Source organism: Sulfitobacter pacificus, assembly GCF_030159975.1.
Lineage (GTDB): Bacteria > Pseudomonadota > Alphaproteobacteria > Rhodobacterales > Rhodobacteraceae > Sulfitobacter > Sulfitobacter pacificus.
Map to the genome: position 1 here is coordinate 1,897,883 of NZ_BSNL01000001.1, position 14,544 is coordinate 1,912,426.

The following is a 14,544-nucleotide window of genomic DNA, read 5'->3' on the forward strand; positions in this document are numbered from 1 at the left end:
AGCAAAGGGGCGAATGGTTCCGTCTACGATGTATGACCGGCAGCGTTTTATTTGGTGGTATCCAGCAAGGCCGGGCATTCTTCACCCACGACCGTCCCGTCATAGGCTTTTTCACCACAATCGTTCAGCTCGTGCCAAACATAGCCACGCCCGTCTTCGGTGATGGCAACAATGCGGTCCACGCCATAGTGCACGTTTTTCGCGCCCAGAAAAGTAAGTGCAGTGCCCGCGGTGATTTCACCGCCAATTGCCGCCGCGTCGAAACAATCAAACCAGGCCGGGGCGTTGCGCGGTTCGACATCATCAATCAGCACATAGCTTTCAGTCAGAAACGCAAGGCTTTGCGTGGTGGTGAAACAGGCGCGATAGCGGATCGGAGAGCTGTCCGCATCAATTGCTTCGAAACTGTCAAAAAGGATCGGCTCGGGGGCATCTGTGTTCAGCGACACAAGAGTCACTTCTTCCTCAGCCACAGCTTCATAAAAGCCATAGATTTGCAGGTAATACAGCCCCGCGCCGGCGATAAGTGCTGAAATCACGATCACGATCCCTATTATTCTACCGGTCATATTTGACGTCCCGCGTATGCGCGCTGTTTGAGGGAACGATGGCGTGCAGCGCTGCTCACGCTGCGTCCTCTGACCAACCGCCCGCACGGGTCTGCACAAAGGCATCAGCACACATTTTCGACAAGGCACGAACCCGTCCGATATAGGCCTGCCGCTCGGTTACGGAGATCACGCCGCGTGCATCCAGCAGGTTGAACATATGGCTGGCCTTGATGCATTGGTCATAGGCCGGATGCGCCATGATGATGCGCTTGCCGGTCTTGGGGTCTTGGGCAGGCTCTTCAAGGATGGCCTTACAATGCGCCTCCGCTTCTTCAAACTGGCGCAACAACACTTCGGTATTGGCGGTGTCAAAGTTCCAGCGCGCGTATTCTTCTTCGGTCTGCTTGAATACATCGGCATAGGTCAGAGGGATCAGCGCATCCGGATCGTTGAACGGCATGTCCATTACATGGTCCACGCCCAGCACATACATCGCCAGACGCTCCAGCCCGTACGTCAATTCGCCCGACACCGGATGGCAATCATGCCCCCCGACCTGCTGGAAATAGGTGAACTGGCTGACTTCCATGCCGTCACACCAGACTTCCCAGCCCAGCCCCCAGGCACCAAGCGTCGGGCTTTCCCAGTCATCCTCGACAAAGCGGATGTCATGCAGGTCCATGTTGATACCGATGGCCTCAAGGCTGCCAAGATACAGCTCTTGTAGGTTTGGCGGGCTGGGTTTGATCAGCACCTGATACTGGTAATAATGCTGCAAGCGGTTCGGGTTTTCACCATAGCGCCCGTCCGTCGGGCGGCGCGAGGGCTGCACATAGGCGGCGGCCCAGGGCTGTGTGCCAAGCGAGCGCAACGTGGTGGCCGGGTGAAACGTACCTGCCCCGACCTCCATGTCATAGGGCTGCAACACGGCACAGCCTTTCGAGGCCCAATAGTTCTGCAACGCCAAAATGATCGCCTGAAACGATTTTGGTTTTGCTGTGTTCTGGGGTATTTCGGCGGTCTGGGACATCTCAATTGCCTCTCGTTGGCTTTGGCTTCTACCTACGGTCCCCACCCTTGGGCGTCAATTGCATCACACCTACAAAATCACGCGGCAAATCGCCAATGCAACCATGGCGTTTCTAGCAGTTTCCTGCTTAATCTCCGCAACCTATGAATCACATGAGAAACTTCACCTATGACGCGTATCCTTTCGGCTTTGCTGGCAGCGATTTTCACCCTGTTCGTTTTTCTTGACTCAGCGGCCTTTGCACAATCACCCGATGATGTCGTCTGGGTCCAGATCGAGGCACAGCCGCGGCTGTCCGAAGCAACAGCCCGCGCCCGCGTCTATTCAGAGATCGTGGAAGATGTGAACGGGTTTTCACTGGGTGGCGGCTGGTACGCGATCGCGGTTGGCCCCTACCTGCGGTCGGACGCGGAACAGGTGTTGCGTCAATATGTGCGCAGCGGGATTGTCCCACGTGACAGTTTCATCCAGCTTTCCAGCAGCTTTCGCCAGCAATTCTGGCCGGTGGGTGCCAATGTGCTGAACCGCGATGTGGTGACTGCGCCGGATGCGGTGGACATCGCCACCGCGCCACCGGCGGCGACATCGCCGACCCCACCTGTCGAACCCGCGACACCCGAAGTGCCAGAGGTGCCTGTCGTGCAAGCTGCGGATGAAACCCTGTCCGAGGCCCGGCGCAGTGAGCGCGACCTGAGCGCACAGGAGCGCAAGGATCTGCAAATCGCGCTGAAATGGGCCGGTTTTTACAATGCCGCGATTGACGGTTCTTACGGGCGCGGCACCCGCAGCTCGATGGCAGCTTGGCAGGAAGCGAATAATTTTGAAATCACGGGCGTCCTGACCACCTTGCAACGGGCTGCCCTGCTGAAACAATATAACGCTGTGCTTGACGGATTGGGGCTGCAACTGGTGCGGGATGATCAGGCGGGGATCGAAATGGTGATGCCCACGGCCGAGGTCGGTTTTGCCAGATACGAGGCACCTTTTGCGCAATATGACAGCACCGGTGACATCGGTGCGCGGATCTTGCTGATCTCGCAGGCCGGTGACCAGAACACGCTGTTTGGTCTCTATGACATCATGCAAACGCTTGAGATCGTCCCCCTGAACGGGCCGCGCGAGCGCAAGAACTCTTCCTTTACGCTGGTTGGGGAAAACGCTCAGATCGTCAGCGAAACCCGGGCCTCCCTGCAAGACGGTCAGGTCAAAGGGTTTACCCTGATCTGGCCCGCCGGCGATGAAACCCGCCGCAGCCGTGTGATGGACGAACTGGAGAAAAGCTTTACCCGTTTGCCCGCTGTGCTGGATCCTGCGGCAGGCGGCGACAGCGAACAAGCGATTGATCTGGTTGCCGGCCTTCAGATCCGGCAGGCAAAACTGGCGCGTTCGGGCTTCTTCATTGATCGCAGCGGCACGGTTGTGACCACGGCAGAGGCTGTCGCCTCCTGTGGTCGCCTGACCGTGGACGGCGACACTGATGCCGATATTCTGGCGCAGGACGCCGACAAGGGCATCGCGATCCTGAAGCCCCGCAGCGCCCTTGCCCCGCTGGCGGTTGCTGCCTTTGATCTGGGCACCCCACGTCTGCAATCGGAAATCTCTGTGGCTGGTTATTCTTACGAGGGCGTGCTTTCCGCGGCGACCCTGACCTTTGGCAAAGTGGCTGACGTGCGCGGGCTGTCCGGTGAGGAACATCTTAACCGTCTGGCGCTGAAGGCACAGGCCGGTGATGCAGGTGGCCCGGTGTTTGACGCCAGCGGCAATGTGGTGGGGATGTTGCTGCCAAAGGCATCAGGCGCACAGGAACTGCCCGAAGATGTCAGTTTTGCACTGGATGGTGGATCTGTTGCGGCACTGGCGGCACAGGCAGGCGTTCAGCTGAATGCAACGGGTCGTACCGGCACCGTGGCCCCACGAGATTTGCGGATGGCTGCACAGGGCATGACCGTGCTGGTCAGCTGCTGGGAATGAACAAGGGGGCAAGACCTGCGCAAAAGTCTTGCCCTAATCTTTAAGGAAATAGACCCGCGCAGGTAACTTTTGAACGCGGCGTCAACCGGACTTTCTCTAAACTCCGGGCCGGTTTCTTTTAAAGAAAACGCCTACTCCAAAATCGCAGGGGTTAAATAAATCAGGGTCGGCCCGTCCGCTGCGAACGCCTTGGTGACCGCTTCTTGCATTTGCGCCAAATCCGCCGGTGCCACCGCCCGCGCGCCAAAGGCCTCTGCCAGCTTCACAAAATCAGGATTGCGGGCCACCACAGCATTCGGCGCGATCTGCGCGCGCACCATGCTGTCTTCGATCTCGCCCAGCTTGCCATTGTCCCAAAGGATGATCGGCAGGCTTAACACCAGTTCCACCGCGACACCCAGTTCCTGCATCGTATAGTGAAACCCGTAATCCCCGATAATCGCCATGGTCGGCTTGCCCTGACGTGCAACCGCGCCGCCAATCGCCGCGGGTGTGGCATATCCCAGCGTGCCGAAGCCATAGGGGTGGTGCCAATGTCCGGGGCGGTCCATGTCCCAGACCTCCTTGGCCACATAGGCAAATTGGGTCATGTCGGAATAGATCATCGTATCTGGCGGTATAACCTCACGCAGGGCATCGCAGATTGGCACGATACCGGGCCGTTCTGCATCTGTCTCTGCCCGCCAGCGGGCACGGGTTGCCGCAACCTTATCTGCCTGCCAGCCAGTTTTTCCCCTGCCTTCCGGCAGTTCTGCGGCCAGTGCTTTCAGAAATGCCCCTGCTTCGGCCTGCATGGGGTGGCTGGCGCGTTGCGGATCAGACAGGACTTCAGGGTCCAGATCAATGCGCACCAGATCGCCGTCATGCCCCAGATCAGGCCGCCAGAGGTCCACTTCGGCCAGTTCCGTGCCGATGGCGATGACCAGATCCGCCTCTGCCAGCACGGTGGCGCTGTCGCCCCGCGCCAGACATGCACCGTAGTTCAGTGGCGCATCACCCTGAATGATCCCGCGCCCTGCATAGCTGCTCATGCTGGCAGCACCACAGGCCGATACCACCTGACGCGCGGCTTTCCACGCCTGCGCGGCCCCACCGCCAAAGACAAACAGCGGCTTTTGCGCATCGGCCAGCATCTTGACCAGTTGCGTCACATCCGCCGGGCGATATCCGGTTGCCTGCACGGCTGCCAGCTTGGGTGGTGCCGGATTGGCCGTGGCTTCCAGCTGGACAATCGGCACCTGTATGTGCTTTGAGCGGGGCCGTCCGCTGGTGAACTCCGCAAATGCGCGATCAATCAACCCATAGGCTGCCTCCGCTGTTCGCGCCTCTTCAGACCAGTCACAGACCGTTGCCGCAGCCGTTTGCTGCTCCTTCATCTGATGCAACTGGCCGCGCTGCGCCGCGACCTCGTCCAGACAGGAAGAAATCACCAGCATCGGCACGCTATCTGAATAGGCCTGCCCCATCGGGGTCATGATATTGCACACCCCCGGTCCGGTGATCACATAGGCCACTCCCGGCTTGCCGCTCGCGCGGGCATAGCCATCAGCCATAAACCCCGCACCCTGTTCGTGACGCGCCAACACATGGGTGATGCCCGCCTCTTCAATGCCGCGATACATCTCTTGGTTGTGCACGCCGGGAATGCCAAAGATGACATCGACACCGCGGTCTTTCAACATATGCGAAATCTGTGCGCCCAATGGTTTGGCATCGGGGGCAAGCTTTGTCTCGGCCATCAGGCTCTCCAGAATTTAACGGTTAAAATGACATAGACCGCCAGCAGCTCCAGCCGGCCAATCAGCATGGCAATGGTCAGGATCCATTTGGCGGTGTCGTTAAGGCTGGCAAAATTACCGGCCGGTCCGATGATCGGTCCCAGACCGGGGCCGATATTGGCCAATGCTGCCGCTGCGCCCGAGACAGAGGTGATGAAATCCAGCCCCGTAAGGCTCAGCGCGACAGCAACCAGTCCAAGGGTCACAATAAAGAACATGAAAAATGACATCACCGAGGACAGAACATCCGGCCCCACAGGCCGCCCGTCATAGCGTGGTGTAAAGATTCCGTGCGGCGAGCGGATGCGTCGCAGCTGGGCGCGGATCGAGGCCAGCAACAGCTGATACCGGAAAATCTTGATCGAACAGGCGGTGGAACCCGCACAACCGCCAATCAGGCCAATGAAGAAGAAGAGCGTCACCGCAAAGCCGCCCCATTGCATGTAATCCACACTGGCATAGCCGGTGCCGGAAATGATCGAAGTGATGTTAAACAGCGCCTCACGAAAGTTCTTTTCCCAGGAATGCGGGAACACCTGATGCAGAACAATGATCGTGATCCCGACAAGGACAAGAAGGGTCAGGATAAACCCGCGCACCTGCGGATCACGGTGCAAGGCCATGGCATTGCCGTTCAATAGTTGCACGTAGCGCACAAAGGGCAAGGCCGCGAGGATCATGAAAAGCGAGGCCACATATTCCGCATTGCCGGAAAACGCCCCAAAGGATGCGTCGTAATTCGCGAAACCGCCGGTGGCGATGGTGGTCAAGGCATGCACAGTCGCGTCAAAAACACTTAGCCCGACGGATACGTAACACAGCACACAGGCCAGCGTCAGCCAGAGGTAGATGACCGAAATCTGCGTGGCGATCTGACCAGCGCGGGGCAGAATTTTACCAAAAGTATCGAACCCTTCGGATTTAAAGATCTGCATGCCGCCGACCTTGAGTTCAGGCAGGAACACCATCGCCACAACGATGATACCAACACCGCCCAGCCATTGCAGAATGCCGCGCCACAACAGCAAGCCTTTTGGCAGAGTCTCAAGCCCGCTTAGCACGGTAGAACCGGTGGTGGTCAGCCCTGACATCGCTTCGAAAAACGCATCCGTGAACCCGGACCCAGTGGCCCCCAGCATAAATGGCAAGGCACCGAACAGCGGCAACATCAACCAGACGCCCGTGGTCAAAAGAAAGGTCTGCTGGATCGTCAGCCCCTCGCGCACCCCATTGGCGCAGGCCAGTGCAATCATACCCCCGGCAAGGGTTGTGATCAGTGCGGATTCCGCAAAGACGCGCCAATGCCCGCGCCCTTCGGCAATATCCACCAGCATTGGCAAGATCATGGCAAGGCCCAGCACAGCCACCAACAGGCCAACAACATATCCAACTGGGCGCAAATCCAACATGGTCGCAGCGTTGGCGCGAGGCCAATGAAGTGTCAAGCGATCACCGCGTTCTGATCACGAAAATGGCCCGCCCTCCCCCGAAAACCGGGGAGAGGAACGGGCCATTTGCAAAACTTCGGCAAAGGCTAGTTCAGCCAGGATCAGAGATAATACAGATCGCGGAAAACAAAATGTATAATGTCGTCGCGCTTGATCCCCAACTCTGCAAGCTCTGCGTCAGATTTGGCTTTCAACATCTGAACCTGCTCTACCCGGCGCTGGCCAGTAGAGGCAACCGCCAGGACATTGATGGTCCGTTCAAAAGCTGCCCCGATGCGGGCAAAAAAGTTACGGGTTGCAGTGATCTCGTGGCTGAGAACAGCCGAGGCATCTTTGCTGGAGGATGCGAAATCTTGGTAAGCCATGATATGTGCTTCTTTACTTTGTGTTACTCGTTGAACAAGCATCTAAGGGCTTGCTGCATTGCAGAAAACACACAAAACTGCATAGCGGGTCGGCGCTAAACGCATGCCGCAACGCAGCGTAAAGCAAAACGGCGCGTCCAATGACACGCCGTTTTTAATCTTCAATTGTTGGGAAAGACGCGGCGTTTAGCCGACGTGGAAAAGGGTATTAAACAGCTTTGGGTCGATGCTTTGCATCTCGAAGGTCGACCCTTCGGTCAGCACCGAAATTGCGTCATGGCTGTGCAGGCTTTCCTGATGGCTGGCGATGACACGAAAATCCCCGACCCGCGGCTCTGCCAACAATTGTTCACAAAACAGCCGTGCCGCATCTTCGACAAAGATCGGGTTAGCGGCGTTTAACTCAGCAAAGGCCTGTTCATCCTCGCGCTTGACCATGACCTGCGTTTCGGTCGGCACCGCGCGGCGGCAGGCGTCGATCAGATCTTCAAACCACAGACAATTCCCATCACAGTTGATCACCGCCGAAATCCGCGCCACCGAGCGTTGCGAATGCGGAGTTGCAAGTTGTCCCCGCGTTGCGCGGGCATGTTCGGACAGTTCCAGCGAACAGGGGCAGGTGCTGGAATAGACATAATCGAGGTGGATCATTTTCTGACGCACCCCGTCCTTCTCTACCAGCTCAAGCGCCACATCGTAATACTGATAACCCGACAGGCCCGAACGCAAGGATTCAATCTTCATCGGAAAGCTGAACCGCATCTGGATACGCGCATCCATACTGTCCAGATCGGCCTTGTAATCATCCAGCGCTGCTTCGATCACTTCAAAACTGAAAGTGCGTTCAGCATGTTTGTAAAAGCTGCGCATGATGCGGGACATGTTAATGCCCTTCTTATCTGCTTCCAGACTGACCGACCCTGTGACCGATGTTTCAAGGATCAGATCGCCGGCATCACGGGTGTGGAAGCCGATGGGCAGGCGAAAGTTGGAGATGCCCACATGCTGGATCTGCTGCTGCGCACCGCGGATCAGGCTGGACGGTCCGTTCTGCAAATCCGGCAGGCTGGCGTGATACGTATCGCCAACCGCAAAATCGTCGGGATAGCTGCGGTTGAATTCGGGATAGGCAGCGGTCTGCGACAACAGGCGCGATACCGCTGGATCAAGGGCTTCAATTTCTTCCTGCGTGGCGCTTGTCGCCCATGCCTTGAGCGTGGCAAGTGCCTCTTCGGCTTGCGCCCGTTCAGGTGCCTTGTCGACTGAGGTTATGACATTCATCGGCTGAGCCCCTTCTGGCCGCTACACCCCCTATACTTAGGGGGTCATAGCATGATTACCAATCACGAAGTAGTTTAGCCCGGTTCACAGGGGTTAACCCCCCGTGAAACCGACATATTCAATGCGAAAGCGCCGCGATGAAATCCGCTGCCAGATCACCCGCATCCTCCAGACCAATCGAAATACGCACCAAACCGGGTGTAATACCCAGTGCATCCTTCTGATCCTGCGGCAGACGCTGATGCGTGGTAAAGGCAGGTGGTGTCAGGATGGTTTTGGCATCGCCAAGATTGTTCGAAATGATGCCAATCTTACAGGCGTTGAGAAAGCGATAGGAGGCGTCCTTGCCGCCCTTGATCTCAATCGCCAGCATCGTGCCCCCTGCCCCCATCTGCGCCAACGCAAGCGCATGCTGCGGATGGTCCGGCAAACCGGGATAGATTACCCTGCTCAGCTGCGCATGCCCTTGCAGTTTCTGCGCGATTTCCAGTGCCGATGCGGTCTGCGCCTTCACACGCAGCGCCATGGTTTCCAATCCCTTGAGCATGATCCACGCGGTGAACGGACTCATCGAACCGCCGGTATGTTTCATGAAAGGTTCAACTGTTTTGCGGATCAACTCCCGGCTGCCAAGGATCACTCCGCCAAGGGCACGCCCCTGCCCGTCGATATGTTTGGTTGTCGAATAGATCACCAGATCAACGCCCTGCGCGATTGCGTCGGAATAGACCGGTGTGGCAAAAACATTGTCGCACACAACCAATGCGCCTTTGGCATGGGCCAGCGCAGAAACCGATTTGATATCAACCAACTGCAATGTGGGGTTGGATAGGGATTCAAAAAACACCGCCCGCGTGTCGGGACGGATCGCCGCCTCCCACTGGGCCAGATCCTCGCCATCAACCAAGGTCACCTCGACCCCGAAACGCGGCAGGATTTCCTCTACGATATAAAGACAGGAGCCGAACAGGGCCCGCGCGGACACCAGATGATCGCCCGCCTTGAGGATCGACATCAAGGCCCCGTTGACCGCCGCCATGCCCGAGGCCGTGGCAAAGGCATCTTCTGCCCCCTCAAGTGAGGCAATCCGGTCTTCGAACATCGCCACTGTGGGATTGCCATACCGTGCATAGATAAATTCGTCCGGCCCCGCGTTTTCAAAACGCGCTTCGGCCTGTTCGGCGGTTTCATAGACAAACCCCTGCGTCATAAAGATCGCTTCGGAGACCTCGCCATACTGGCTGCGCCGCGTGCCGTCATGCACCGCGCGGGTGCTTCTGTGCCAGTTGTTTTGGGTGCTGTCGCTCATGTCTCTATCCTTCCGACCCGACCAGCGGGCAATAAAAAACCCCAGACGCGGTCAAGCGAAAGGGGGCTTTCATCCTGACCTTTTAGCAGATTGTTTAACGTGGCCCGCAATCCGGTAACAAATCACCACGAGACGGACATACGCCTGTCACCGGGTTTCGTCAATCCGCCACCTTGGCAACGGCTGTGTTTTCGTCATCATGGCGCAAACAGTAAGGAGCCCGGTATGATCCCCCCTATAGACCTATATTATTGGCCCACCCCCAACGGCTGGAAAATCTCTGTCGCATTGGAGGAAATGGGCCTGCCCTATACCACCCATCTGATCAACATCGGCAAAGGGGATCAATTCGCCCCCGCCTTTCTGGAAATTGCCCCCAACAACCGGATGCCTGCAATTGTGGACCCTGATGGGCCGGACGGTGCCCCTGTTTCGGTCTTTGAAAGCGGCGCGATCCTGCAATATCTGGCACGCAAGACAGGGCGGTTTGGCGGCACGACACCGCGTGAACAGATTGCTGTTGAGCAATGGCTGATGTGGCAAATGGGCGGGCTTGGGCCAATGGCAGGGCAAGCGCATCATTTCCTGAAGTTTGCCAAGGAAGATGTACCCTATGCCAAAGACCGCTACCGCGCAGAAACCGCGCGGCTTTACGGCGTGTTGGACCGGCAACTGGCAAAACATGAATTTGTTGCCGGCGACTTTGTTTCCATCGCGGATTTCTCGATCTGGGGCTGGGCGTCTTTGTGGGAAGGTCAGCAGCAAACACTGGAGGACAAGCCCCATATGGCCCGCTGGCTGGACCAAATGGGCGCACGTGAGGGGGTTCAACGGGGACGCGCCTTATTCGCGGAACTGCGCAAAAGCTAGGAACCTGGCCCTTGTAGGGAACGGCGTTCGAAACAAACCGGACCGGGCTTTCTAAAAAGTCCGGTTACTCAGACTCGTCGATTTCGGTAAACCGTTCCAGCGCCACGATCTGCGACCACAGGAAAAGAAACATCAACGCCGGAAAGCCGAAAGTTTCAATCTTTACCCAGGCATCCGTCGACATGGTACGCCAGACCAGCTCATTCGCCACGGCAAGCACAATGAAAAACACGGTTAACCGCCGCGTTAACAGCATCCAGCCCTCATGTTTCATCGGGATCATTTCCGACATGACATAGGCCAGATAACTTTGCCCACGCAGCAACCCGATCGACAGGATCGTTGCGAAAAACCCATAAACGATGGTGGTTTTCATTTTGAAAAACCGTTCATCATTGAACCACGCGGTCAGCCCGCCAAAGAATATCACCATGAAGGCAGTGAAAATCTGCATCCGGCTAAGTTGCCCGGTCAGCATCCACAGCGCCCCCATCGCAATCAGCAGGATCGGCACAAACACCAGTGTCGCCACGATAAATCCTGAATATTCAGTTCCCCCAAAGGTGAACACATCATCCCGGATGCGCAGGTAGATGACAAAGAACAGCAAAGGCGGGCCCAGTTCCAGCACCTGTTTCAGGATCGGATTTATGGTTTTCGGTTGATCCATCGTGCTGTCCTCTTGCGCTTGTGCAAATCCATGAAACGCCAATACGCCACCGCGCACATGACATTGGCGATATGTCGTTTCTCTGCGTTTTCCAAACTGCGTTATCCGCCCATCTCAACTATCACAGCGCCAGCTGCAATCAATGCCATCAGGGCAACACGGCGCGGTCCCACGGTTTCTTTCAGGAAAACCACGCCAATGACGGCGGCAAAGACTGTAGATGTTTCACGCAGAACCGCCGCCTCGCCCACTTTGTCCAGCCGCGTGGCCATCATGATCGCCCCAAAACTGAGAAACGCAATAATCCCGCCTGCCAGACCACGAGTCATCAAAGGTGCCAGGGCCGGGGCGTTTTCCATGCGCATCCAGCGCCGCGCGGCGATGAACGGCATGACCAGACCGTCGATCATGAAAAACCACGCAAGAAAGGTAAACGGGTTCGCCGTGGCGCGGATACCATAGGCGTCATAGGTGGTGTAAAGTGCCACGAACAATCCCGTCAGCACAGCAATCGCAAGGGCGGCATTCAGCGTGTCACGTTCTGCCACCAGATTGCGCATGTTATACAGCGCCAGACCAAAGATCCCGGCCAAAAGCACCCCGACTCCCATCCATTGCACCAGCGTAAAACGTTCATCAAAAATCAGATAGGCCCCGATGACCGCAAACAGCGGCCCCGTGCCGCGCACCACGGGGTAGACCACCGTATAGGCCCCCTTGGTATAGGCCCAAGCCTGCAAGCACTTGTAGATAATGTGAATAACGAAGGCCCCAAAGAAGATCACCCACATATGCGGTTCCGGCCAGGGCACCACAAACAGGGCAAAGGGTGCGGCCATGATACAATAGAAAAAATCAATCGCCCCGCGGGTCAGCCACGGATCATGCCGCCCCTTCTGCAAGGCTCCGAAAACCGCATGCAGGAATGCCGCCATGATGGCGAGGAACAGCGCAACGGTATGACCGGTTTCGGTCCCCTCAATGGATAACAGCCAGTCTGTCATGCAACGATCACCACCTTAGACATCATCGGGATGGCGATACACAAAACGGAATGGCCAGATATGCTGGGTAACTTTCGCCGCAATTCCATAGCGCGCCAACACACCGCCAAACGCCAGTCGGTCCAACGTAGGATTAAAGGACGTGACAACCATCTTATCCGGGGCAGTAAAAGTTTGCGCCCGGCCATTGCGGTTCAACACCGCGGATTTACGGTTAATCAGATGGGCGGATGCCGGGCGACTGCGCAGCGCGGCCCAAATGCCACGCCAGCCCAACCCACGCATCACACGCCACATCAGCCCCGCGTCGGAACGTGGCATGCGCCGGAGCCTGCCAGAGGCAAGTGATGCCCCTTCACCATCTGAAAAATCAAATACAACCTGGTCTTTTGCAACAGCGATCTGTCCCTGACACTGCGCGGCTTGCAGCCCTAGGTATTCGCTGTTGTAGGCAACCACCTGTGGTGTGTCGTTCCACAGATGCAGGCTCAGCATACCCCAATCCTGACGCGTCGCTACTGCGGCCAGCCATGCGGCCGGATCGTCGCTGAGGGTTTCGCCCTGCTTGGGTGCGGCCAAGACCGTCATGTGCAGCTCAAGATGCGGCCCATGGCTGGCCTTGGCAAAATCACAGAAAAACAGGACCACAATGGCCTCTCCCGATGCAGATAGCACCAGGTGAACATCCTGTCCGGCAAAGCGATCCGCAAGCGCGGCAGCTGAACAACTGCCCAGCACAATCATCCCATGGCCATCATAGACGTGATACGGGATCGGTGCCGTCCCCGTGGACAGGGTGATTTCCCGGCTCAAAGGTGCGTCTAGAAATATCGGATGGTTGGCAGTGTTCACCGCTCGTACCCGACCAGCGCGTCGGCAAATTCCTGTGGATCGAAGGGCGATAGATCATCAATCTGCTCGCCCACGCCAATTGCATGGATCGGCAGGCCGAATTTATCCGCCAGAGCCACTAGCACACCCCCCTTGGCGGTGCCGTCCAACTTGGTCATCACCAAACCCGAGACATCCGAGATGTCCTGAAAGACCTTCACCTGATTAACAGCGTTCTGACCCGTTGTCGCATCCAGCACCAGCAAGGTGTTATGCGGGGCGGTTTCGTCTTTCTTGCGGATCACCCGGACAATCTTTGCCAGCTCTTCCATCAGATCACTGCGGTTTTGCAACCGCCCTGCCGTGTCGATCAACAACAGATCCGCGCCCTGCGCTTCTGCCTGTGTCATCGCATCAAAGGCCAGGCTGGCCGGGTCAGACCCCTGCGCCGCCGTCAATACCGGCACCCCGGCACGTTCACCCCAGACCTGCAATTGTTCCACCGCAGCGGCACGGAAAGTATCACCGGCCGCAACCACCACGGATTTGCCCGCCACCTTGAACTGACTGGCCAGCTTGCCGATCGTTGTCGTCTTGCCAGAGCCATTGACCCCCACCACCAGAACCACCTGCGGTGTCTTGGGATACAGCGGCAAGGGCCGGGCCACGGGCTCCATGATCCGCGCGATTTCATCCGCCATCAGCTGCTTGATCTCGCCCACCGACAGCTTCTTGCCAAACCGTCCCTCGGCCATGTTGGCCGTGACGCGCAACGCGGTATCGACGCCCATGTCGGCGGTGATCAACAGCTCTTCCAGCTGTTCCAGCATTTCATCATCCAGCACCCGGCGCACCACGGTTTTAGGCGCGGCACGTCCCATCAAACGCCCCAGCAAACCGGGTTTGGCTGCAGATGGCGCGGTGGTTTCGGCCAGATCCGGGGCCACAGGTGTCAGGGTCGTCTTCAGCGGATCCGGTGTGGCCGGTGCAGGAACCTCGGCAGCGGCGCGCGTGGCCTCTGCCTGCGCCTCTTGCTCCGCTGCAGCCTGCGCATCCGCCGCGCGCTGTGCTGTCTCTGCGCTGCGGCGTGCCTCTTCCTGTTGGCGGGCCTCAATGGCCTTTTGCGCCTCTTGCGCGGCCAGCCTCTGTTCCTCGACCAGACGGGCAGCCTCTGCCGCAGCGGCCTCTTCGCGTAAACGTGCCTCTTCTGCCTGACGCGCCGCTTCACGTGCTGCCGCTTTTGCAGCCTCATCCGCCGCATCACGTATCGCCTGATCCTCTGCGGCGCGGGCGCGTTCTGCAGCCTCTGCACGGGCTGCCTCTTTCGCCGCCTGCTCTGCTGCGGCCAGCTCCTGCGCCTTACGTGCCTCTTCCCACGCCAAGGCTGCTGCGGCTTCTCGTGCTTCGGCTTCTGCCGCCTCTACCTCTGCTGCCAA

The 14,544-nt window shown here is 57.8% G+C and carries 13 protein-coding genes and 1 riboswitch; of the genes, 2 read left to right on the forward strand and 11 right to left on the reverse strand.

Going from position 1 to position 14,544, the window contains the following annotated elements:
- Positions 1–47 precede the first annotated feature (47 nt).
- Positions 48–569 (reverse strand): DUF6446 family protein, encoded by a 522-nt coding sequence (locus QQL78_RS09525; protein ID WP_284372853.1) that lies wholly within the window; start codon positions 567–569, stop codon positions 48–50.
- Between the two features lie 55 nt (positions 570–624).
- A complete protein-coding gene (locus tag QQL78_RS09530; RefSeq protein WP_284372855.1) occupies positions 625–1,581 on the reverse strand; it encodes a glycine--tRNA ligase subunit alpha in 957 nt (318 codons plus the stop codon).
- 168 nt (positions 1,582–1,749) lie between these two features.
- On the opposite strand from QQL78_RS09530, the gene QQL78_RS09535 reads away from it, so the two are divergent.
- A complete protein-coding gene (locus QQL78_RS09535) occupies positions 1,750–3,552 on the forward strand; it encodes a serine protease (RefSeq protein ID WP_284372856.1) in 1,803 nt (600 codons plus the stop codon).
- A 131-nt stretch (positions 3,553–3,683) separates the two neighbouring features.
- On the opposite strand, the gene QQL78_RS09540 is transcribed toward QQL78_RS09535, so the two are convergent.
- The 5 genes from QQL78_RS09540 to metZ all read right to left on the reverse strand — a co-directional run bounded on the left by QQL78_RS09540 (position 3,684) and on the right by metZ (position 9,733).
- Positions 3,684–5,234 (reverse strand): 5-guanidino-2-oxopentanoate decarboxylase, encoded by a 1,551-nt coding sequence (locus QQL78_RS09540; RefSeq protein ID WP_386258919.1) that lies wholly within the window; start codon positions 5,232–5,234, stop codon positions 3,684–3,686.
- Positions 5,235–5,290: 56 nt separating this feature from the next.
- Positions 5,291–6,739: a TrkH family potassium uptake protein gene (locus QQL78_RS09545; protein WP_284372860.1), complete on the reverse strand. Its 1,449-nt coding sequence runs from the start codon at positions 6,737–6,739 to the stop codon at positions 5,291–5,293.
- A 140-nt stretch (positions 6,740–6,879) separates the two neighbouring features.
- Positions 6,880–7,143 carry a hypothetical protein gene (locus QQL78_RS09550; protein ID WP_284372862.1) on the reverse strand — a complete coding sequence of 88 codons (264 nt, stop codon included), beginning with the start codon at positions 7,141–7,143 and terminating at the stop codon, positions 6,880–6,882.
- 186 nt (positions 7,144–7,329) lie between these two features.
- Positions 7,330–8,424, reverse strand: a complete 1,095-nt coding sequence (folE2, locus tag QQL78_RS09555) for a GTP cyclohydrolase FolE2 (RefSeq protein WP_284372864.1) — start codon at positions 8,422–8,424, stop codon at positions 7,330–7,332.
- Between the two features lie 118 nt (positions 8,425–8,542).
- Positions 8,543–9,733, reverse strand: a complete 1,191-nt coding sequence (metZ, locus tag QQL78_RS09560; RefSeq protein WP_284372866.1) for an O-succinylhomoserine sulfhydrylase — start codon at positions 9,731–9,733, stop codon at positions 8,543–8,545.
- Between the two features lie 62 nt (positions 9,734–9,795).
- Positions 9,796–9,872: riboswitch (SAM riboswitch) on the reverse strand.
- Between the two features lie 86 nt (positions 9,873–9,958).
- Here metZ and QQL78_RS09565 point away from each other — a divergent pair.
- Entirely contained in the window at positions 9,959–10,603 is a 645-nt protein-coding gene (locus QQL78_RS09565) for a glutathione S-transferase family protein (protein WP_284372868.1), read from the forward strand.
- Positions 10,604–10,667: 64 nt separating this feature from the next.
- Here the strand turns inward: QQL78_RS09565 and QQL78_RS09570 are convergent, their stop codons facing one another.
- From QQL78_RS09570 to ftsY, 4 genes are all read right to left on the reverse strand, one after another.
- Positions 10,668–11,273 (reverse strand): inner membrane-spanning protein YciB, encoded by a 606-nt coding sequence (locus QQL78_RS09570; RefSeq protein WP_284372870.1) that lies wholly within the window; start codon positions 11,271–11,273, stop codon positions 10,668–10,670.
- A gap of 101 nt (positions 11,274–11,374) precedes the next feature.
- Positions 11,375–12,277 carry a DMT family transporter gene (locus QQL78_RS09575; protein WP_284372872.1) on the reverse strand — a complete coding sequence of 301 codons (903 nt, stop codon included), beginning with the start codon at positions 12,275–12,277 and terminating at the stop codon, positions 11,375–11,377.
- 15 nt (positions 12,278–12,292) lie between these two features.
- Positions 12,293–13,090 (reverse strand): hypothetical protein, encoded by a 798-nt coding sequence (locus tag QQL78_RS09580; RefSeq protein WP_284372874.1) that lies wholly within the window; start codon positions 13,088–13,090, stop codon positions 12,293–12,295.
- A gap of 35 nt (positions 13,091–13,125) precedes the next feature.
- Entirely contained in the window at positions 13,126–14,250 is a 1,125-nt protein-coding gene (gene ftsY / locus QQL78_RS09585) for a signal recognition particle-docking protein FtsY (protein WP_431358335.1), read from the reverse strand.
- Positions 14,251–14,544 lie beyond the last annotated feature (294 nt).